Source organism: Sinomicrobium oceani (assembly GCF_900119185.1).
Lineage (GTDB): Bacteria > Bacteroidota > Bacteroidia > Flavobacteriales > Flavobacteriaceae > Sinomicrobium > Sinomicrobium oceani.
The window spans coordinates 200,789-222,556 of sequence record NZ_FPJE01000007.1 but is presented as its reverse complement, the minus strand read 5'-3'; the positions used below and the strand labels follow the sequence as shown (position 1 = coordinate 222,556).

Annotated in this window: 21 protein-coding genes; 12 read left to right on the top strand and 9 right to left on the bottom strand. The window is 48.8% G+C overall.

Going from position 1 to position 21,768, the window contains the following annotated elements; translation table 11 throughout:
• The 3 genes from BT112_RS08415 to BT112_RS08405 form a co-directional block, all read left to right on the top strand.
• Window positions 1–1,654, top strand: a 1,654-nt coding sequence (locus BT112_RS08415; RefSeq protein ID WP_317039584.1) for an HYD1 signature containing ADP-ribosyltransferase family protein, incomplete at its 5' end; no start/stop codon positions are given.
• Window positions 1,635–1,904, top strand: a complete 270-nt coding sequence (locus BT112_RS08410) for a hypothetical protein (protein WP_072316910.1) — start codon at window positions 1,635–1,637, stop codon at window positions 1,902–1,904. The genes BT112_RS08415 and BT112_RS08410, both read left to right, overlap by 20 nt.
• A complete protein-coding gene (locus BT112_RS08405; RefSeq protein WP_072316909.1) occupies window positions 1,897–2,382 on the top strand; it encodes a macro domain-containing protein in 486 nt (161 codons plus the stop codon). The genes BT112_RS08410 and BT112_RS08405 overlap by 8 nt, the downstream gene beginning before the upstream one ends.
• Window positions 2,383–2,540: 158 nt before the next feature.
• On the opposite strand, the gene BT112_RS21615 is transcribed toward BT112_RS08405, so the two are convergent.
• Window positions 2,541–2,729, bottom strand: a complete 189-nt coding sequence (locus BT112_RS21615) for a hypothetical protein (RefSeq protein ID WP_139276071.1) — start codon at window positions 2,727–2,729, stop codon at window positions 2,541–2,543.
• Between the two features lie 238 nt (window positions 2,730–2,967).
• On the opposite strand from BT112_RS21615, the gene BT112_RS08395 reads away from it, so the two are divergent.
• Window positions 2,968–4,323: a hypothetical protein gene (locus BT112_RS08395; RefSeq protein WP_139276069.1), complete on the top strand. Its 1,356-nt coding sequence runs from the start codon at window positions 2,968–2,970 to the stop codon at window positions 4,321–4,323.
• A 23-nt stretch (window positions 4,324–4,346) separates the two neighbouring features.
• On the opposite strand, the gene BT112_RS21800 is transcribed toward BT112_RS08395, so the two are convergent.
• From BT112_RS21800 to BT112_RS08370, 5 genes are all read right to left on the bottom strand, one after another.
• A complete protein-coding gene (locus BT112_RS21800) occupies window positions 4,347–4,496 on the bottom strand; it encodes a DUF8188 family protein (RefSeq protein ID WP_175545766.1) in 150 nt (49 codons plus the stop codon).
• Window positions 4,497–5,142: 646 nt separating this feature from the next.
• On the bottom strand, window positions 5,143–6,126 hold the full coding sequence (locus BT112_RS08385) for a YihY/virulence factor BrkB family protein (protein WP_072316905.1): 984 nt from the start codon (window positions 6,124–6,126) through the stop codon (window positions 5,143–5,145).
• 111 nt (window positions 6,127–6,237) lie between these two features.
• A complete protein-coding gene (locus BT112_RS08380; RefSeq protein ID WP_072316904.1) occupies window positions 6,238–6,633 on the bottom strand; it encodes a DUF7793 family protein in 396 nt (131 codons plus the stop codon).
• Window positions 6,634–6,784: 151 nt separating this feature from the next.
• Window positions 6,785–7,540 (bottom strand): 4'-phosphopantetheinyl transferase family protein, encoded by a 756-nt coding sequence (locus BT112_RS08375; RefSeq protein ID WP_083564840.1) that lies wholly within the window; start codon window positions 7,538–7,540, stop codon window positions 6,785–6,787.
• Window positions 7,541–7,636: 96 nt separating this feature from the next.
• Complete coding sequence (locus BT112_RS08370; protein ID WP_072316902.1) at window positions 7,637–10,663, bottom strand: amino acid adenylation domain-containing protein; 3,027 nt, start codon at window positions 10,661–10,663, stop codon at window positions 7,637–7,639.
• A gap of 208 nt (window positions 10,664–10,871) precedes the next feature.
• Here BT112_RS08370 and BT112_RS08365 point away from each other — a divergent pair, with 208 nt between their 5' ends.
• The gene (locus tag BT112_RS08365; protein WP_139276067.1) at window positions 10,872–11,072 is read left to right on the top strand and encodes a hypothetical protein; all 201 of its coding nucleotides are present in this window, start codon (window positions 10,872–10,874) and stop codon (window positions 11,070–11,072) included.
• A 223-nt stretch (window positions 11,073–11,295) separates the two neighbouring features.
• On the opposite strand, the gene BT112_RS08360 is transcribed toward BT112_RS08365, so the two are convergent.
• The gene (locus BT112_RS08360) at window positions 11,296–11,943 is read right to left on the bottom strand and encodes an OmpW/AlkL family protein (RefSeq protein ID WP_072316900.1); all 648 of its coding nucleotides are present in this window, start codon (window positions 11,941–11,943) and stop codon (window positions 11,296–11,298) included.
• Window positions 11,944–12,130: 187 nt separating this feature from the next.
• Here BT112_RS08360 and BT112_RS08355 point away from each other — a divergent pair, with 187 nt between their 5' ends.
• Both BT112_RS08355 and BT112_RS08350 read left to right on the top strand, forming a co-directional pair.
• Entirely contained in the window at window positions 12,131–12,895 is a 765-nt protein-coding gene (locus BT112_RS08355; protein ID WP_072316899.1) for an AraC family transcriptional regulator, read from the top strand.
• A gap of 56 nt (window positions 12,896–12,951) precedes the next feature.
• A complete protein-coding gene (locus BT112_RS08350; RefSeq protein WP_072316898.1) occupies window positions 12,952–14,484 on the top strand; it encodes a S41 family peptidase in 1,533 nt (510 codons plus the stop codon).
• Window positions 14,485–14,534: 50 nt separating this feature from the next.
• Here the strand turns inward: BT112_RS08350 and BT112_RS08345 are convergent, their stop codons facing one another.
• Window positions 14,535–15,812 carry a serine hydrolase domain-containing protein gene (locus BT112_RS08345; protein WP_072316897.1) on the bottom strand — a complete coding sequence of 426 codons (1,278 nt, stop codon included), beginning with the start codon at window positions 15,810–15,812 and terminating at the stop codon, window positions 14,535–14,537.
• A 208-nt stretch (window positions 15,813–16,020) separates the two neighbouring features.
• Here BT112_RS08345 and BT112_RS08340 point away from each other — a divergent pair, with 208 nt between their 5' ends.
• The 5 genes from BT112_RS08340 (at window position 16,021) to BT112_RS08320 (ending at window position 20,655) form a co-directional block, all read left to right on the top strand.
• On the top strand, window positions 16,021–17,007 hold the full coding sequence (locus BT112_RS08340) for a UDP-glucuronic acid decarboxylase family protein (RefSeq protein ID WP_072316896.1): 987 nt from the start codon (window positions 16,021–16,023) through the stop codon (window positions 17,005–17,007).
• A 113-nt stretch (window positions 17,008–17,120) separates the two neighbouring features.
• Complete coding sequence (locus BT112_RS08335) at window positions 17,121–18,470, top strand: undecaprenyl-phosphate glucose phosphotransferase (protein ID WP_072316895.1); 1,350 nt, start codon at window positions 17,121–17,123, stop codon at window positions 18,468–18,470.
• A gap of 109 nt (window positions 18,471–18,579) precedes the next feature.
• Window positions 18,580–19,185 (top strand): DUF4254 domain-containing protein, encoded by a 606-nt coding sequence (locus tag BT112_RS08330; RefSeq protein WP_072316933.1) that lies wholly within the window; start codon window positions 18,580–18,582, stop codon window positions 19,183–19,185.
• A gap of 35 nt (window positions 19,186–19,220) precedes the next feature.
• Complete coding sequence (locus tag BT112_RS08325; protein ID WP_317039583.1) at window positions 19,221–20,333, top strand: glycosyltransferase family 9 protein; 1,113 nt, start codon at window positions 19,221–19,223, stop codon at window positions 20,331–20,333.
• Window positions 20,334–20,451: 118 nt separating this feature from the next.
• The gene (locus BT112_RS08320; RefSeq protein ID WP_072316894.1) at window positions 20,452–20,655 is read left to right on the top strand and encodes a hypothetical protein; all 204 of its coding nucleotides are present in this window, start codon (window positions 20,452–20,454) and stop codon (window positions 20,653–20,655) included.
• 19 nt (window positions 20,656–20,674) lie between these two features.
• Here BT112_RS08320 and BT112_RS08315 read toward each other — a convergent pair whose 3' ends face one another.
• On the bottom strand, window positions 20,675–21,727 hold the full coding sequence (locus BT112_RS08315; RefSeq protein ID WP_072316893.1) for a ferredoxin--NADP reductase: 1,053 nt from the start codon (window positions 21,725–21,727) through the stop codon (window positions 20,675–20,677).
• Window positions 21,728–21,768 lie beyond the last annotated feature (41 nt).

Sequence of the window (21,768 nt, the reverse complement as noted above, 5' to 3'; positions counted from 1 at the left end):
CGGTGGCGGGCAGACGGACCGTTATACGGTAGAAGGCATTACCTATGATAAGAACGGGAATATAGAACACTTAACCCGCAGGGGACGCGTGAACAGTGGCGCCACTTCTTTCGGGGTGATGGACAACCTGGCTTATGCCTATGATACGGGTAACAAGCTTTTAAAAGTAACGGACAGTGGTAACAAGACCTACGGATTTAAGGACGGGACCAATACGGGCAACGATTATACCTATGATGCCAACGGCAATTTACTGACGGACGCCAATAAGGGGATCACCGGGATTAGCTATAATCATTTAAATCTTCCTACCCAGGTCAGTTTCGGAAGCAATAAAATTGCTTATATTTACGATGCCTCGGGAACCAAATTAAAGAAGGAGGTTACCCAGGGAAGTTCTGTGACACGGACGGAGTATGCTGGGAATTACATTTATGAGAACGGGCAATTGCAGTTTTTCAGCCATCCCGAGGGGTATGTAACGAAGGAAAATAATACATTCAAGTATGTGTACCAGTATAAGGACCACCTGGGGAATGTACGATTGTCCTACACCAATACGGGGACAGCAAGTGCACCGCAACTGGAAATTGTAGAGGAGAATAACTATTATCCCTTTGGGCTTAAACATAAGGGTTACAACAACGTGATTAATGGGACTGACCATAAGTATGGCTTTGGTAATAAAGAGGAGCAGGATGAATTAGACCTAGATTGGCATGATTTTGGAACAAGGAATTATGACCCTGCAATTGCAAGATGGACAACGATTGACCCAATTACTCATTTTCAACAATCTACTTATACTGCGTTTGATAATAACCCTATTTATTTTGCAGACCCTTCAGGAACTACAACTGTAAATTCAATACAAGAAATGTGGGATGCTACTCCAGAAGGAGAAAGCACCACGTGGAATGCTGATGGAGAAGGTGGTTTTTGTGATGATTGTCCTAAAGAAGGGGAATCTAAAGATTCAAAAAAAGTTGTTGGTTCTGGAGCTCATTCGTTTGCGGTTGATGCAAAAAAGTACTATCACAAAGCAGATGATAAATGGTATTTTGAAGAGCAATATTTTGAGAAATTTAGAAGCCATATTAGGAAAATAGGACAAGGTCAAGCTTCGATAGAAACTCTAAATAATTATGGCTTTACTGATGAAATGCTATTTGCCATGGCATCATGGGCAGTTCAAGCTTATGACTATTATGGAGGGCAGGTTCCTAAAGCAAATGGACATGCTATACCTATGGGAATAGACTCTCCGTTTTTTGCAGGAGCTTTTGGTTTAGCTAGCAAGTTTCTAGGTACAGCAAGGGCAAGTGCTGGATTATATCATTATACCGATGAAGCTGGATATAATGCTATTATGGAATCAGGACTTTTAAAGGCATCAACAGGAGCAAAAAATGCTAGATATGGAACTGGACAATATTTAACAGATATAGCACCTGGGTCAGGCTTTACTGTAGGTCAGGTTTCTAGAAGACTCTTTGGAGTTCCATGGAACGGTAGAAAACTTCAACATTTTATACAAATTGAAACAAAAGGATTAAAAGTTATACAAACTAACAATCATATTTATTTAATAAATAACACATCAAGTTTAAATATTTCAAATAGGATTATAAGTGGTGGTAAATCAGGATTTTAATAAAGAGATTTATATAAAGAAAAAATGGGAAGAAGAAAACATTCTTTATTACTTACATTTTTTAAATGATTATGCTGTTAGGCAAATTGAAATAAATCATCTGGGAGAATATACATTTCTTTCAGATGATAAACCAATTAAGGGAGATAGTATTCTTTATGACCAAAAGCTCTCCGATTTAGAAATAGATAAGCTTGATTATATTGGAGAGGAAGAATTTAATAAAGTTTGGAAATTACATAATGATTAGGTTTATAGGTTTTGGTAATATTTTTAAATTAGAAGGAGTATCAAATTATGCCCACGGATGCAATTGTGCTGGAGCAATGGGAAGAGGTATTGCACTTGAATTTAAAAGCAAATTTCCTAAAATGTATGATGCTTATAAAGCTTTATGCAGGCAAAATGACTTTAATCTTGGGGATGTATTTGCTTATGATTATGAAGATGGTGTTGTTTTTAATTTAGGCACTCAAAAAACTTGGAGAACAAAAGCAGACTATAAAGCTATAGAAAAATCTCTTAACAATATGCTAGAATTATGTGTAAGAAAAAAGATTTATCATGTAGCATTACCACGGATAGGTGCAGGTTTGGGAGGAGCAGATTGGAATAAAGTTAAGTTGATTATCCATAAAGTGGCATCGAGTTTTGAAGATGTTAACATTTATGTGGTTGAAAACTACAAGGACGTATATTTAACACAAGAAAAAATAAAAATCGCCTGACATATGCTCAGGTGTAATAGCCACTATTTGATCTGACAGTTGGGGGTATCTACATAGAAAACCTGTCCTAAAGATCGGGGTATCTACAAAGCGAACAGAGAAGGCGATTCGTTGACTAAAGAAAGAGATGTACAACAACAAAGATTTGATCCCCCGCTCTACGAAGTGTTCTGTGCTCTGCGAAGGTCTCCCCGCTCTACGAAGTGTTCCGAGCTCTGCGAAGGTCTCCGACTTCGCAGCTCACTGCACATCAAGGACAGGCCAATACCTCGTGCTCCTACTTTGGCAAGTGCTCCGTACAGGTCTCTGAGGGGCTTCCAAAACGGTGTTTCATAAGGTTGAATCATATTTTGTAACTTGTTTCAACCTTTTCATTAACCAGACCATTGCAGCGATAAATAAAGTAAGACTTATGAGTAACCGGGATACACCCCGGAGAGGCGTTTTTCGTTTTTTCTTTTTATTGAAGATTTGGGCAGCAAAGTTGCAAACTCTTCGCTGAGCGGGTTTGGTTAGATCAAAGTAACCCATGAACTCAATGCTTTAGTTCGTAGTTAAATGGATGTACAGCATAAACCCTCTGTTTTGGATAGCATGGAGTCGGCTGCGTGTTCCGGCATAGGTTGCTGGCCTGTCGAAGTACCGGATTTCCGCGATATTATGGTTTTGCCCGAAAGCTTACCTTTGCCGGGTAAACCCAAAAGAATGATCAGACAGGGATATCTATGCGGCTTGTTTTTTCTGCTGTTGGTCAACAGCAGCACGGCCCAGAAAAAATACGAAACGGAAAAGGAACGCTTCCAGGCCAGGATCGATGCGTTTATGCAGCCGTACCGTTCCGGTAAGGAAGAGGCACTGCAACGCTTGCTGATGCGGATAGAGGCCGAGCAATCCCTGCCCGAAGACGACAGCACCTATATGGCCATCAACGCTTTCCATACCAGGAACCGGAAGACATACAACAAGTTGCGCCTGAATAGCCTGAAGCGCTACCCGGCGCCTCCCGATACGTTTCCGGGATACGAACAGCTCTCCATATCGCAACTGGATATAGATCAGACAGAACTGGATAGAATAGGAACTTTAGTACAGCAAATGGCCAATATCCGGACACTCGACGTCGAGGAGAGTGCAACGGTGCAGTATGTCCTGCTCGGGTCGGTGTTTAAATACCTGCAGGATAACTACGGGGTGCCCCTCTCCGGGTTTATGGAAGGCTATTCTTACGGGCATCTTATATGTACCGAAAAACAAGACCGGGAGCACTGGCAGGTAACCTGGGTAAACCGGGTCTATATCACCCGTTACCGGTGGAATATAGCTACGAATGTTGTAGACGAGGTAAAGGTGTGGGTTAGTGACGGCGAAATACGGTCAGCCGGCTGGCTCAGCGACGCCACCTTTAGGGCCGATACCCCCCAACAGGAACTTATGCGGGATGTAAGCGCCTGTCTGTGGTCGCTTTATGACCGTAAACACCACCATACGGACACCGGTTGTGAAAGTGCTTTAGGATTTCTGGAAGCCAACAGGGACCGCTATGCCACACTGCGTGACCAACGTATCGGCAAGCTCCCCCGGTTACCCGAAGACTGGGAGGAACAATACGTCCGGAAGGAAGCCCCGATTATCGACGACCTTTTTTTGCCTGTGGAACGAACAGGTGAGGGAGCCTATCGCCTGTCCGAATCCATGTCGATCTCCGAGTTCGGGTATCAGAATATACTGAATCACGTCCAGGTACGATTGTCCGAAGGTCCTGTGGATAATATCCAATTTATAAAATCCTGGATAGCCGGGTATAAAGCGTATGCCACGCCGGTGGAAAAGGATGTCTGGCGACTCACGGTCCGGTTTGGCTCCGGCGCCTTCTCGTTTACCTGGAATATCCGTACCGATATCATAGGTGAAGAGCAGCGCTGGGAAAAGAAAGCAGGATAAACCAGGAAACGCATCGTCCGGATTTACATCTTTCCGAACCGGGCTTTAAACTGTTTTTTGGTCATAACATACGTCAGGTACTGCTCCACATTGTAGCGGTATTCCGCTTCGGGTGGAGCCCATGGTACTTTTTTGTTGCTATATCTTCCGTCGCTACCTTTTTCCTCGGTCATGATTTCTGTGGTACGTTCTTTATGTATGCCCCGGTATGAAAACACGAGGATCGGATGCTCAAGAGTGAGGCAGGAGTATCATATTGCCCCGGGTCTACCAGTACAAATAAGTTTTTATTATCGATCCCGTAGGTTTGAGGGTGCCGGAACATAGCTCCGTATTTATCGAATCTGAGGATATTAAAATACGTTCCGGATAAAGTATCCCTAAAGGTGTACCCCCATATTTTTCCGTAAACTCCTTTGAAAAAAATAGAATATTTAAAAAGGAGTCGTTGGAAAACTTCTCGTGCTGAGCAGATCCATCGACATGAACTTTTACCTGTTCAGACTGTTTTATGTAATCTTCTCCCGGATTCTTTCTTATAAATATCCAGGTGAACAATACGTTTAAAACGAGTATGGTTGTGATAAAACCAAATATTCTTTTTAAAATTTTCATGCTTGCCGGCAAGCGCACCGATGGTGATATGCAGGTTATTCACCTTAGTTTTATAGCGATAAAACGTTTCTCCGGGGGGTGAAAAAACCGGGATATATACTTCACTGTTGCAATCATCGTGAAAAATAAGGGGCTTACCCGGGTTCCTGTTCCGGGTAAAATCCCATGGGGCAACCGGATTGCCCGTAAGGGAGAAACTACCGGTTATTCTTTTTCCGTGATCTCCAGGTTGGCCCGGAGCTGAGCGAGTATGCGTTTTTCTTCTTCCGGGTTGAGGTGGCGGGTGCTGAGTTTTTTGATTTCCTGGTAGATCGCCGGTTCGGCGAAATGATTGGGGCGTACGCGTTCTCTTTTGAAGGTGGCATACTGTACGGTAAACTCGGCCCCGAAAAACAGGATCAGGCAGATGTAGTTGACCCATAACAGGATGATAACCAAGGATCCTGCGGCCCCGTAAACCGATGCCGGTTCGCTTTTTCCGAAATAGAAGCTGATGAGCGATTCCCCGATCAGGAACAATACCGTGGTCAGTGCAGCCCCGATAAAAGTCGTTTTCCACCGTAGCTTTACATCGGGTAATAACTTGAACAGCGCGGCGAATAGTAAGGTGATGATTACAAAAGAGATGCCGAAGTTCAGCAGGTGTACCAGGCTGGCGGTAAGACTGCCTGTAATCTCTTCGATATGATCTTTCAGTACGTTGAGTAAGGCAGAGATCACCAGCGAGACCAGCAGCAGGAAGCCGATGACCAGTACCATCCCGAAGGAGATCAGCCGGTCGATGATCATGGTGCGGAAATTCGCTTTTTTGGCAGCTACGCTCCAGATATCGTTCATCGCCCTTTTGAGTTGCAGGAATACGCCCGTGGCGGCAAAGAGTACCATGCCTATACTGATGATGATCGCCCAGGCCGACTCTTTCGAAGCCGATACATTGACGATCATGTTCTCTACGGCCCTGGCGGAGTCCTGCCCCACGAAATCCCCGATCTGTGCGGTAATCCTGCCCTGTACCGCTTCGCGTTCGAAGAACATACTGGCTATGGTGATAACGATAATAAGCAGGGACGGCAGCGAAAACAGGGTGTAATAGGCTATGGTAGCGCCCTTGGGGAACGGATCGTTGGTGTTCCAACGGGCCAATGATTTTTTCAGTAGCTTAAAAAAGATGTTCAGCGATTTCAGCATATAGGTGTAATTTAATGAACTCCTCTTAAAAATAAGATTTTTCTGCTTTTTTAGCTATAAAAAAAGCTAAAGATCAAAAATACGTATGGAGCCAGGTTGGTTCCCATAAGTTCAATAACCGGGTTGTAGAAAGCTTTTCAGGTAATTGATGGCGCTGTGTTTATTTTCGAATAGCTGTGTGGGAACCACAGGAATGTTGGTAAGCAGGTAAAAATCGGCAATGGCTTTGGTCTGCGGTGAGGGGGTATATATGGCCATGGCACTGATGAGTATCGATCCTTCACGGGCAAAATAACACCGTGCGGCCCTGTCGATATTTTTCACTTTGCGCATATCCACGAAGACCGGATAGGGTTTTTCGCGTTGCAGGCGCAAACGTTCGGCGGTAAGCTCCCTGGCATTGTCGAGCCCGAGGAAGGTGCCGGCCTTGTATTTGACATACAGGATACCTTCGCTGATCCAAAAATACGCCATGCTGTTTTCAATGCATGCTGTAACGGTGTTCATGGGTTGGTTGTTGGTTGTCTGAAATCTGATACAAAATAATAAAATATTTTTTTATAGTGTCTGTCTTACAGTTTTGTATTGTGGCACCGCAGCCCTAAGAGATCTTACGGGAACGGAAAGATAACACGGCTGTCTTTTCCGGTTTGTTTTGCTAAAGCGGGGTGTTGGGGTTACGGTCCTGAACGTTGCTCCACAGCGCTCTGAACGTGGTGAAATCGGCAGAAGAACGTAGCGGGAGGCTTATGGCGGTGATATAATCTCCGCGGTGAAAAGCATGAGCTTTGTACTGCGAAAAATTCCGGTAGTGTGCGGTATACGTATCCCCGTTTTGCTCCAGCTCCGTAATTTCCAGCAGGGACAGGGGGAGCGTGAGTCCTGTTTTCAGGATCTTCGACAGGCTTTCTTTCATGGTCCAGAACAAGGTACAGCCGGGGGAGAGCGGGATATTGTGCTTATGGAGCAGGTCGATTTCCCCGGGGGTCAATGCAGCTTTTACAAGTGCTGCGGGATATGCCCTGATCTTTTCGGTATCGATCCCCGCCGGGTGTCCTTCGTCAAAGGCCAGGGCCAGGGCCATAGGCCCGCAATGGCTGATGCTCACCTGTACCCCGTTTCCGGGATAGTTTTTTACAACGGGAAAACCGAAGACTCCGGTGGCAATGTGTAAAGAGGAAAGGTTGAACTCACGGGACGACAGCCCGGCTATAGCTGTTTTTGCCGCGATCCTCCCGAGTACGAAGCTTTGCTTTCTGCCGGGATAACGGAAGGTATCGTAACGGGCTTTTTCCTGCCCGTGCAGAAAAGTGCGGAGTTCGGTATCGGTTACCCTGTCGGTACAGGCCATACCAAAACCCATGATATGATGACTTTTTTCCCGTTGTACGGTGATTATTTCCCGGAAGATCATGGCTGTAAAATTTGGATAAAAACGATCCCGGGGAGACCTGTCATGGCGGTACGGCACTGCCCCGGGACATATAACAAGAGCATAAAAGGCGGGGGCTTAGAGGACTCCCATGAATTTCAGGTAGGGCTCCATCACCTTTTTATCAAACCTCGGGGGTGCGATCCCGCTGTTTTTCAGCATGAGTTCTGTGTGGTCCCTCCGGTAGTAATAGGTATTTTCATAAGATTCCACCAGCGTTTTCTGTCCGTGTACTTTTTCCGTAAACAGGCCGAGCAGGGGGTATATGGGCAGGTCGGGATTTTTCCGGAGCATAGCTACCCAGGTGTCGAACCGTACCCCTTTCATCCCGAGGTTGAAATATTCGTTGGCTTTTGCACAGAAATCGGTCAGGGAAACATCATTTTCGGGTTGCGGGGAAAGGTGAAAATCACGGCCTATGGCCTCCGGAGACATGCCGATGTGCCGGATGGCCGCAGCCATATAATCTACGGTGGTGAGTTCGTCTTTGAGTCCCATCACCAGGGGGAAGGCTTTCATACTTGCACAGCTTTTTATCAGTGCGCCCCACCATTGGTTGAGTACCGTAGCTCCTGTGGTACTATTGCATACGGCAAACCCGAGACGAAGGTTGATCATGGGCAATCCCTTTTTTCCGGCCTGTCCGGCGAGTTTTTCCATGACCCATTTGGTACGTATATAGCCCAGGTCGCGGCAGATAGCTTCGAGGTTCTGATCGATATCGTCGTTTTCATCCATCCACGTCTTTTGGGTAAAGGGGCTGCCCCAGCTGAAGACACCCATGGAGCTCATCAGTACGAGAAACTTGGTTTTCCGGGCTGCGGCAAAATGCAAAATGCTGTGGAGACCGTCGATGTTGGGCCTGCGGATTACCGGGTAGGGTTCCAGGTAGCTCACCGAACTTCCGCAATGGTAAATGACGTCGATCCGTGAGGTCAGGCTGGCGTACACCGTTTCTTCCGTGCCGAGCTTGTCCCGGGTGAGGTCGCCCGGCACGATTTCGATCCGGTTTTCATAAGCTGTTTTCCACGGCAGCATAAAGCGTTTAAAAGTGTGTTGTAGCCGTTCCATCCCGTCCTTATCCGGGAGGGTGCGGACCAGGCAATGGATCGTGGCACGGGAGTGTTCGAGCAGCTCCCGCAGCAGGTGAGACCCTACAAAACCGGTGGCCCCGGTAAGAAAGATGTGCTCCGGGTTTCTTAAAACAGCGGGGTCGGGAGCAGGGCCGCTTACCGCAAAGGCCGGGTCGAGACGGGCATCATGGAGGAGTTGCTTTTTGATGCCGGCCACTCTTTCGGCTTCTTCCGGTTGTTTATGGTGTAGGCGGTCTTCGATTTCACGGGAGATCGCTCCCAGGGTCGGAAAATGGTAGAAGTCGCCGATGCTCAGAAGATCTTTCCACGGATCGGGCAGGCCGTTATAAAGGCTGGCAAGCATCATGGAGTGCCCGCCGAGCTCAAAGAAATTGTCCGTATCCTTTACCTTGTCCGTATTCAGATAATAAGACCAGGTATGGGCCATGATATCCTTTACGCTGCCGCCCTGGTGATGCAGGCTCCGGGTTTTTCCGAACATGTTTTCGGGAGGACGCAGTTTGTTCTTGTCCACTTTACCGGCATGGGTAAGGGGCATAGCGCTCACCGGGATCAGGGCATCCGGAACCATATAGGCAGGCAGTTTCGCTGCGAGTGCTTTCCTGACCCTGTGCAGGACGTCGGCAGTTGCTTCCTGTTCGGGGCCATGCAGCAGTACAAAGGCCAGGAGATAGGGTAGCGGCTCTTCTTCCGGGTGATGGACCTTCACGGCGGCCGAAGCGATTTCCGGGAAGGCGTGCAGGTGATACTCGATTTCCCCGGTCTCGATACGATAGCCCCTTAGCTTTACTTGCTGGTCTTTTCTGCCCAGGAACTCCAGGTTGCCATCGGGCCGTAAGCGTACCAGATCGCCTGTTCTGTAAACCCTGATGGTTTTTTTCCGCGCAGAGGTACCTGTGGCCAGTTCGGTAAAAACCTTGCCGGAGCGTTCCGGATCGTGCAGGTAACCCGAAGCGAGCTGCATTCCGCCGATGTATAGCTCTCCTGCTTCTCCGGGGCGGACGTCCTGCTGTTGCTCGTCCAGGATATGGAGGGAGACCGTGGGAAGGGGCTTACCGATGATCCGGGGGTCCGGGACTTCGGAAAGGATATGGTTCGTCACGGCAACGGTAGCCTCCGTAGGGCCGTAGCTATTGATCAGCCTTACCTTTTTGCTCCAGTGTTTTACGGTTTGTACATTTCCGGCTTCCCCGCCGATGGCTATCACCGAAAGTTTTCCGATGGGCTGGTCCGGAGGCAGACTGGCCAGTACGGCAGGAGGCAGGATAGGAATAACCTCTACCTGGTGTTGTACGATAAAGGACAGCAGGTCGGGACCTACCATTTTGTTATCGGGATAGAGGTAGACCGTCGCCCCCGAAGACAGGGGGACCCAGAGGTCCAGCACCGCGGCATCAAAACTCGGGGAGGCAAACTGTAAGGTCCGCTGTCCGCTTTGTAGCTGTAAAAATCCGGCCTGGGCCTGTATAAAAAGAGCCAGGGACCGGTGGGTGATGACCACCCCCTTGGGCTTGCCGGTACTTCCGGAAGTAAAGATAATGTAGGCATCCTGCCCGGGAGCGACACCGTTTTCCGGTGCGGAATCGGGCACACGGTCAAAGTCGGGAGACCGTATCAGTGCGGGAATGTCGGTGTGTTCCAGATGGGAGGCTACAGGCACCGGGCCATCGGTAAGAAGGTGTTGCACACGTGCATCGTCGAGCATGGCACGAATACGGGCTTCGGGCAGGTCCGGATCTATGGGCAGATAGGCCGCGCCCGATTTCAGTACAGCCAGAAAAGCCATAACCCGCTCCGGGGATTGTTGCATACATACGGCGATGATCCCGGATTTTCCGGTACATCGCGACAGGAGATGGCGGGCCAGCCGGTCGGTCATGCGGTCCAGGGCTTCGTAGGTGTAGGAAACCTCTTCGAAAATCAGTGCTTTACGTGTGCGGTTTCGGACCACAGCGTCCCGGAACAAACCGGGGAATGTGGGATGTGATCCCACGGGGTAGGTTGTTTGCATGGTAGATGATGTTGGGGCAGTTAAACATTAACAAAATAATTCTTGTTTTAATGATGAAAAGATACAAAAACAATTCGCTTTTTACAGTAACGGTATGATTTGTTTTGCGTTATGTTTTTTTTGGAGATGACTTGGCACTATCCGTTTTTCTCGTTAAGTAAAGGTGTTTCGGCCGTATAGGTATACCCGTCATCCGGACTATACCGGGGTGAATTTTATACCCGGGGCCCTTCCACAGGATATAGGAGCCTTACTGCTGTATATGACCTGCAGCATATTTACGTCCGCGTCGGTAAAAGCTGCTGTTTTTACCATGAGCCTGGTCTTGTTCATGGAAACTACCCGGTGTTACCTGGATGAAATGGCGTTTGATATATACGAGATACTGGCTTCGGCCCTGGCTTATTAACCGTTTGGGGATTCGAAAGCAGGGGATGGGGCAGGGTTCCGTACTTGAAGAGCGGTTGGTTTCCGGCTCATGGTCCCGATAAAAAAAGTTCCCCCGCTTTCCGGCAGAAAGCGGGGGAACACAGGGACAAGTAAACCAAAGAATAAGCCTCCCTGATGTCCGGTTAAGGACTCTAAAAAACAAGTATTAACGTATGTAGGGTTGTCCGTTGCAGCGGGTGTGCTTACAGTTTTACCCCGATCCCGAAGCCGATCAGCCAGGGGTTGATATCCACATCCGCAGGGACGCTGGCCCCGAGTGCGGTATTGGCATTGACGGTAACGTCGGTTTGCAGGAATATCTTTTTTAGATCGATGTTTATAAACCACTTGTCCGATAGCATATAATCCAGGCCTATCTGTGTCGCAAACCCGAACGTGTCGTCATAGTCGACCTTATCGGCTACGGGGCCTTCGTCGGCGCTGTAGAAAATGGTGTAATTGATCCCGGCACCTATATAGGGAATGAATTTTTCTGATGTCGTAAGATGATATTGTAAGGTAAGCGTCGGGGGAAGCAGCCATACATGGCCGAGATCGATATCTCCTGCGGCAGTATTCACGGCTTTGACGTCGTGTTTGGTGGTGCCGAGAATAAGCTCGAGAGACCAGTTCCGGTTAAAAAAGTAGGAAATGTCCAGTTCGGGGATCACCGTAGTGGAAATATCCACATCTCCACCGATGGTTCCGATACTGGCGCTTTCCGCGGGAGCAACGACCACCCCGCGAAGCCGGAATTGCCACGGACTGAAATCGGCATCATTACGGTCCTGTGCGGAAACGAAGCTTACGAAACCGGCAAACATGAGGACACTCAACATAAAATTTTTCATAGAAAGTTGTTTTAAATATCAGGCCAAAAATAGTGCTGGAAAAACCGGCAAAGTATGACTGTTGTCAGCTTTTCGGAGAAAAGATTTGCGGATATTTTGTGCTGTGACCGGTGCGGCGCGTAGTTTTTCCCGTTTTTGAGGCAGGGAGTCATAAATTTTTTAAATTGCTGTCCGAAACAAAACCACGGTGAACGACCTCGAACATATATCCATCCGTAACCAGGCGGCTGCTTTCCCGGAGCACTACCACGATACGTTTTGTATTTCCCTGATCTATAGCGGGACGGAGACCATTGCCATGGAAGGGAAGCTGTTATACGGGGAAGCAGGCAGCATCACCATTACCAATCCGTATGAAGTGCATGCCAATCCGTTGGCCGATACGGCGATAAAGCTCGATTTCGATACCATCTATATACCCGGTTCCCGGATGAAAACACTTTTCGGAGGTAACAATGTGATGTTCAGGGAGCGCAGTATCAGGGATGCCGGGGTAGTCAGGCATTTTCAGGAACTCAGTCATACCCTTGCCCGGACAGATACGGCCCGCCGGGAAGTATGCCTGTCCCGTTTTGCAGCCTCCCTGCAACCCTACACCTGGAAAAAAGACGACGAATATGCCGAGCTCACCCCCTCCGGCCTTCGGGAAACCATACTGTATATCCGCGAACACCTTACCGAAAATCTCGACCTGGATATCCTGGCCCACGTAGCCCACTGTAACAAGTACGGGTTTGCCAAGAAATTTCGTGCATCTACCGGGATGTCCCCCATGCATTATGTGCTGATGAAAAAGATCTTTTCCGGCAAGCAGGAGATTACCCCGTATACGGAACTCACCCAGGTGGCCTATAAATACGGGTTTACGGACCTGTCTCACTTTTCCCGGACCTTTAAGCGCTTCATCGGTGTGTCGCCGCGTACCTACCAGAAGCAGCTTTCCGGGCTGTAGTGAAATAGCCAAGATTGTACAAGTCTATATACGATTGCCGGGCTACATTTGTCCTTATGAAAACGAAAAAACTGCACTATGGGCTTTTGTTGATCCTGCTGCTGGGCTACGGCCGGGGAAATACACAAGCTGTTGATGACACATTTTCCAGGGATAAGATGCGAAAAGACCTCGAGGTCTTCAGGAACATCCGCCTCCGGGCCAATTCCGGGTTGTACAAATACCGTACTCCGGAGCAGACAGACAGTATCTATGCCTGGGCGGAAACACAGATAGAACGGTCTTCCACCTACAGGGATTTCTACAATATCATCGTAAAGCTCACCGATTTTGAAGGGAGCCTGCACAACGACACCAGGCTTCCGGACAAATACCGGAAATCGATGGCTGCGGAACCTTCGGGTTATTTTCCGTACCCGCTGACCCTGGTGGCCGGAACCTGGGTGATGAATACCACAAGTGCAGACATTCCCCTGGGCGCCCGTATCGTTTCCGTAAATGGTCGTCCCATAGCAGAGATTATAGCAAACCTGGGGAAATACTATACCACGGACGGAACCAACACCACGGGAAAAACCATCGGGTTGCGCTATCATTTCAGTAGATATTACCGCTTGCACTACGGCCCCGAAGCAGATTTTGAGGTTTGCTTTATACCTCATGGCGCGGTAGAAAAGCAATGCAGGCATATACGCAGTACAGGATATAAGAACTATTATAACAATGTGAAGCACAGGTATTCCCGGCCTTTTGATGAAGGGGAGCAAAAAGACTGGGAAGAAGAGGAGATCTATACCTTCCGGGTGCCGGACGGGCAGACCGGTCTGCTGACGGTAAACTCCTTTTCACTGGGCGGAAAACACAGTGAGAAACACCTGAGGTATGTGCATTTCCTGGACAGCGTGTTTAGCGCCGTGCAGCAACAGGGGCTCCGTAATCTCATTGTGGATATCCGGAATAACGGCGGGGGCACAGACCCCAACGACCTGGTGACGTACTCGTATCTTACCGACAGGAATTTTCAGGAGAACAGGCAGGCCTGGGTGAGTTTTCGTAAAGTGCCCTACCTGCGCTATGCATACAGTAAGGTCCCGGCTTTTCTGAGACCTCTTGGCGCAGGGAAATATCATCGCATGCTTCGGGAAGAGTTCCCCATAGAAAAAGACGGCCGTTTTTATGAAGACGAAACCAGTGAAGACCACCAGGTGCGTACCCCGGCCGAAAATGCCTTTACCGGGAACATCTACCTGCTGATCAGCCCGAGGGTGGCCTCGGCAGGCAGTCTTTTTGCCGCTATGGTCGCCGGGAATTCCAATACCGTAACGGTCGGGGAGGAGACCATGGGAGGGTACTACGGGCATAACGGCCATACCCCCTGGGGATATGTCCTGCCCAAATCGAAAATAACTACTTTTTTCTCCCTGGTCAACCTGGAACAGGATGTACCGCAACGGGACGGCCAGCCGTACCATCGCGGGATTATCCCCGACTATTCCGTGTCGCAATCGTACGATGATTACCTGGAACACAAAGATACCCAAATGGAATTTGTCCGGAAACTGATCCGCGAACGCGATTCCGTACGCTGATGGCATATTTTTGATCCCGGCTTACAGGAACTGTTAAAAAATCCGTCGGCTCACAGGGCGCCGTCCCCGAAGGCCTCATAAAATACCGCCATGAGCGAAGGCCGGATATGCATGCTGTACAAGGCCCCGTTGTTCCGGGTGGGATAGACGCGGTTGGAGAGAAAGATAAAAACCAGTTCGTGGTCCGGATCCGCCCAGACATAGGTCCCCGTAAATCCGCCATGCCCGAAACTGTTCATGCTCACCTGGGGCGCCGGGCTGGCCCTGGCAATATCCAGTTCGGGATTATTGAGGAGAGGTTTGTCAAATCCCAGGCCGCGCTTGTTGTCGTTATCCGGGTACTGTACCCGCGTAAACTCTTTCAGGGTAGCCTCGCTGATATATCTTTTGCCCCCGAAAGTTCCCATATTCATATACATCTGCAGGAGCCGGAACAGGTCTTCGGCAGTGCCGAACAAACCGGCATTACCCGAAATACCCCCCATAAGACTGGCATTTTCATCGTGTACCCAGCCCTGTACAAAGTGCTTGCGGAAAAGGGTGTCCTGCTCGGTAGGGACAATGCGTTGCAGGGGGAAATGATGCAGCTCCGGGGTAAAGACCAGGCTGTCCGCCCCGAGAGGACGGTAAAAGTTTTCGGTGACATAGGTGTCAAAAGCCTCCCCGGTGAGGTTTTCCACGATTTTCGGATAAAGCAGAAAGGTAAGTCCGGAATAGTTGTATTTTTTTACATCCGATACCGCAGACCGGTTGATCTTGCGGTACATTTTGCGGATAAACCGTTTGTTGATATACAGGCTGTCATAAGCCGGGAGAGAAAACCTGCTGGAGGGAGCACGGCGTACGAAGCGCCTCTTGAATTTCCCGTTCTTTTTAAGAACATCGTTCATAAAAACGATATAAGGCTCCAGTCCGGCCTGGTGGGCAAGAATTTCCCGCACCGTAAGGTCTCTTTTGTCCTTACGCCTTCGCCAGGGTTTCCAGTAGGTGCTGAATTTTTCATCCAGTACGATCTTTCCTTCGTCTACCAGTTTCATAATAGCGGGCAGGGCGGCGGTGATTTTGGTTACCGAGGCCAGATCGTACAGGTCGCCGTTCCGGTTTTTTACCAGGCTGTCATAGGTATGGTAGCCATAAGCACGATGAAAAATAACCCGGCCTTTCCGGGCTACCAGCAATTCCGCACCGGGAAAGGCATGGGCACGGATACCTTCGGTCATTATAGAATCTACCCGGTGCGAGACCATTTCCGGTACTGCAGGGTGTTGTGCGCTGACTTGCCATACACCGCACAGGGCGAAGCACAGCACAAGGAGTTTTGTAGCCATAACGGGAATAACGTGTGTATTGGAATTCCGAATGTACAAAAAAAACGGGGAGTGCACCTGTGGTACGATATAAAACGCTGCTTGGCCGGTCCGCGGGAGCTCGTGGCTCCCGGGTTATGTAATCCTTAAAAATATACTATCTTTAAGCCCTCGGAAACGTCGCTGTCCCGCACGGGCAGGAGCCTGATTTCCGGAGAATCTGAATATCATGGATAGAATACTTATTACCGGAGCCGCCGGGTTCATCGGATCGCACCTGTGCGATCGTTTTGCGAACGAAGGTTTTTATGTCATAGGCATGGACAACCTGATTACCGGCGATATGCGAAACATAGATCACTTGCTTCCGCGGGATAACTTCGAATTTCATCATCACGATGTAACCAAGTTTGTCCATATCTCCGGAGAACTCGATTACATCCTGCATTTTGCCTCTCCGGCCAGTCCCATAGACTATCTGAAAATCCCGATACAGACGCTGAAAGTCAGTTCACTGGGCATACACAACCTCCTGGGGCTTGCCAAGGATAAAAAGGCCAGGTTGCTTATCGCTTCCACCTCCGAGGTGTACGGCGATCCGCTGGTACACCCGCAATCCGAGGACTATTACGGTAATGTCAATACCATAAGTCCGCGGGGCGTCTATGACGAAGCCAAGCGTTTCCAGGAGTCGATGACCATGGCCTACCACAGGTTTCACGGTATGGAAACCCGTATTGCGAGAATATTCAATACCTACGGGCCCCGGATGCGGCTCAACGACGGAAGGGTGATCCCGGCCTTTATAGGACAGGCCTTACGGGGCGAAGATCTCACCGTTTTCGGCGACGGATCGCAGACCCGTTCGTTCTGTTATATCGAAGACCAGGTAGAAGGACTGTACCGGTTGCTGTTCAGTGACTATACCGACCCGGTAAATATCGGCAACCCCGAAGAAATAAGTATCAGGGACTTTGCCGGGGAAGTGATAAAGCTTACCGGTACCGACCAGAAGATCATTTATAAGCCATTGCCGCAGGACGACCCGATGCAGCGCCAGCCCGATATCGCCAAAGCCCGGGAAATACTGGGGTGGGAACCGAAGGTGAACCGGAGCGAAGGGATGCGGAAAACCTATGAATACTTCAAAAACCTTCCGCCCGAAGAGCTGAACAAAAAAGAACATAAAGATTTTTCCTCACACATTAAACGGTAAATTTCCGGTGCAACCTATATGGAGTTGCTGCATCTGAACAGGCAGAAGATGTCGGTTTCCTCAGTCCCGGTCATGACAAAAAGAGCAGGAGATTGTTAGCTAAACTACGAAAAATGAAATACAAGGCAGGCAGATATTCCAAATATATCAAACCGATGAACTACGTCATCGATTTGTGTATTATCAATACCCTGGCCCTGCTGCTACCCATAAACTTTGTTCAGCCCTACCTGTTCCTGGCATACCTTTCCGTAGCATGGGTGATCATCTCGTTTAAAACCGAATTCTATGAAGTACAGCGTTATGCCAAATTTACGCGGGTACTCACTTTGATATTCCAGCAGTTTGTGTTCTTTTTCCTGGTGCTGTACGCCTTTATCGGTTTTTTTAAGCAACCCAATATGAGCCGGCTTGCACTGGCCGAATTTTTTGCGGCGACCTTTGTACTGATATCCTCCATGAAGATCTTCACCTACGTATTGCTGTTGCGCTATCGCGCCTTTTTTAAAGGAAATATCCGCAGGGTGGTGGTCCTGGGCGACAATAAGAAAATACAGCAGCTTATCGATGTCTTTAATACCCGCCTGGAGTTTGGTTATGATTTCAGGAAACAGTTTTCGTTACATGACAAATACGAACCCGGGGAGTGCTTCCGCTATATTGTGGAACACGATATCGATGAGATCTACTGTTCGGTGGCCGATATGAAAGACCATGAACTGTCCGAACTGATCGATTTTGCGGACAACAACATGAAACAGGTAAAGTTTATTCCGGATAACAAGAATATCTTTTCCAAAAAACTGAAATTCGAATATTACGATTATATTCCCATCTTGTCGCTCCGGGACATTCCGCTCGACGATCCGCTGAATGCCTTTATGAAGCGTTTTTTCGACCTGCTGTTTTCCTTGCTGGTCATCGTCTTTCTGCTGTCCTGGCTAACCCCGCTTATTGCCCTGATCATTAAACTGGAGTCCGATGGCCCTGTGTTTTTCCGCCAGCGCAGGCACGGGATGAATTCGAGGGAATTTTACTGTTACAAATTCCGTTCTATGGCCATGACGTCGGATGCGGATCAAAAACAGGCAACCAAAGGCGATATGCGTATAACCAGGATCGGTAAATTTATCCGGAAAACCAGTATCGACGAATTGCCGCAGTTCTACAATGTTTTTTTGGGACAGATGTCGGTAGTCGGTCCGAGGCCCCACATGGTGAAACATACCAATCTGTACGGTCAGCAGATCGACAAGTATATGGTCCGGCATTTTGTAAAACCTGGGATTACGGGCCTGGCACAGACACGCGGGTACCGCGGGGAAATAGAGGCCGAATCGGATATTATCAACCGGGTAAAGTTCGATATTTTCTATATCGAGAACTGGTCACTGGCCCTGGATATTAAAATTGTAGGGCAGACCGTGATCAATGCGGTCCGCGGAGAAGAAAAAGCATATTAAATCGTACTGTATTATCTTTGTAAGACCGTAAAAGGTAGCGGCAGTTATCTTGGATGTGGAGATGTTAAAGCCGTTAACGGCAGAAAAAAATAAAAAAATAGCGAATATGATGTTTAGTGAACTGGCCTATAGCGTATTTGAAGAGAGTATTGCGAAGTATCATGAGACGGATGATGTATACCAGCCTTTTGAGAACCCGTATCCCAAAGAGAAGGTAGAACATTTGCTGTACCGGAAAAACTGGATAGACACCGTACAGTGGCATTACGAAGACATTATCCGCGATCCGGATATCGATCCGGCAGATGCCCTGGACCTGAAGCGCAAGATAGATGCGTCCAACCAGGACCGTACCGATACGGTAGAATTCATAGACAGTTATTTTCTCGATAAATACAAGGAAGTAACCCCAAAACCGGAAGCGACGATCAATTCGGAAAGCCCGGCCTGGGCCATAGACCGGCTTTCCATCCTGGCCCTGAAAATATACCACATGGAAGAGGAAGCAGGCCGGCAGGGGGCCACCATAGAGCACCAGGCCAAATGCAAGGAAAAGCTCGGTATCTTGCTGGAGCAGAAAAAGGACCTCTCTATAGCCATAGATCAGCTCCTCGAAGATATCGCTGCCGGAGATAAGTACATGAAAGTGTACAAGCAGATGAAAATGTATAATGACGAAGACCTGAACCCGGTACTTTACCAGAACAAAAAGTAACCTATTTCATCCGGATAAGCCGGGGCAAATTGCTTGTGATAGAACCATTAGAAACAAATACGGGCGCCACAGCGGGCATGACTACAGCAGAAGACAGGCCCTCTGGAGCGCACCTGCTGGTGATCCGCCTTTCTGCTATGGGCGATGTGGCTATGACCGTTCCGGTCTTACAGACCCTGGTAAAACAACATCCTTGCCTGCGGATTACCGTGCTTTCCAGGGCTTTCTTCAAACCGATGTTCGAGGGTATTCCGGGAGTTTCCTTCTATGCCGCCGATATCAGGGGAGCACATCGGGGAATCCTGGGGCTGTACCGGTTATACGGCGCGTTGAAGACGCTGGATATCGATGCGGTAGCCGATCTGCATCATGTACTGCGCAGTAACGTGCTGAAATTTTTTTTCCGGCTCGGCGGATTCCGTGTTGTACAGATCGATAAGGGACGAAAAGAGAAAAGGGCCCTCACCCGTGCCACAAACAGGATATTCCGCCCGCTGAAAACCACCCATCAACGTTATGCCGATGTGTTTGGCGAACTGGGATATGGTATAGACATGTCCCGCCCCGTGTTTACCCGGAAAAGAGCCTTCCCCGAAGGCGTGGAACAACCCGAAGGAGCCGCCGGCCGCCCGTTGAAAAAAATAGGGATAGCGCCTTTTGCAGCTTTCGACGGAAAGATGTACCCGGCAGACCTTATGGAAGACGTTATCCGTAAACTCAGCGAAGACGGACGGTATGTGCTATACCTGTTCGGAGGGGGAACGGAAGAAAAAGAAGTACTGGAACGTTTACAATCCCGGTATTCCCGCGTTTTTAATATGGCCGGAAAACTTACGTTCGGGGACGAATTGAGCCTGATCTCCAATCTGGATACCATGGTGGCCATGGATAGTGGTAATGCCCACCTTGCGGCCATATTCGGGGTAAGGACCATCACGCTCTGGGGGGTGACCCACCCGTATGCAGGGTTTTATCCCCTGGGGCAGGAACCCGGTTTTGCCCTGCTGTCCGACCGGCAAAAATATCCGCTGATCCCGACTTCCGTTTACGGGAAAAAATTCCCGGAAGGCTACGAAAATGCCATGCGTACCATTGCCCCCGACGCGGTCGTGTCCAAAATTCTACAGGTAACCGGAACCGGTAACTGATACCTTGCGCTGTCCGTGGCGTGCTGGCATATCATTTTTTTTTGCTATATTGTAGCTTGGGTGCTCCGGAGGGGCGATAGTTTACCGCTTCGTACCCTGATCCGCTAAAAAAAAGATGATGGAAAAAACGCTATACGACACGAAGAAAGCATGGTACGATAATGAGATGCTGGTCGATGTGCTGATCTTTATCCTGTTCCCGTTAGGCATATATGCCCTGATGCGTACGGACAAGCTCCGGTCTGGTCCGGCAAAGATCTTTTACGGTCTTAGCGGAGCAGTTGCATTTTTCGGGGTGCTGGCGGGGATATTCGGTACTTAAATCACGCGGTTCACCACATTTACACATCGTCATAGTCGATGGTAAGCGTGGGCGTTACGGGATGCGACTGGCAGGTAAGGACCAGGCCTTCCGCGATTTCTCCGTCGGTGAGGATCTGGTTTTTGACCATTTTTACCTCTCCTTCCGTAACACGCGCGAGGCAACTGCTGCAAACACCACCCTGGCATGAATACGGGGCGTCGATATCGTGTTTCAGTGCGGCATCCAGTACTTTTTCGGATTGCGGCATGGTAAACTCGAATTCTTCGTCGTCTACAATGATTTTAATCCTGGTCTGTCCGTCAAGGTTTTCGTCCAGTTCTTTTTCTTCGCTGGAGGACGTAAAGAGCTCGAAGTGTATTTTTTCTTCCGCGATGGTGTTCTCTTTGAGGGTTTCCGATACGGTTTGTACCATTTCTTCCGGCCCGCAAAGGTAAAACGCATCAAAAACCGTATTTTTCTGCTTGTTCTTCAGGACGTAATTTACCGTGGCGTGTTCTATCCTTCCGAAAAGGGCATTGTCCTCCTCCGCTCGGGAATAGGTGAAGTACACGGTGAGCCGCTCAGGATATCCGGCGATAAGGGTGGTAATATCTTTGAGGAACATGGTTTCTCCCGTGTTCCGGTTTCCGTATACCAGGACAAACCTGCTCTCCGGCTCCTCTTCCAGTAGCGTTTTCAGGATGCTTATAATCGGGGTTATACCGCTTCCGGCGGCAAAAGCTGCAATAGCCCGTGCTTTTGAGTGATCCGGGGTAAAGGCAAAGTGCCCCTCGGGAGGGTGGACCTCCAGGATGTCCCCTTCCTTTAATACGTTGTTGGCATAGCCGGAAAATGTGCCGCCCGGGATCTCCTTGACCCCTACGGACAGTTTTTCTTCGCCGGGAGAAGTACAGATAGAATACGAACGGCGGATTTCCTTGCCGTCAAATTCTTTCCGTATCGTGATATGTTGTCCCGCTTTATATGAAAAAGCTTCCCGGAGTGTTTCCGGAACATCAAAAGTAATGGTGACCGATGAAGGGGTATTTCTTTCTATTTCGCTGACACGTAGCGGGTGAAAATGCAACATAACACAAAATTTTCGGCAAATGTACATAAAATAGTTACATG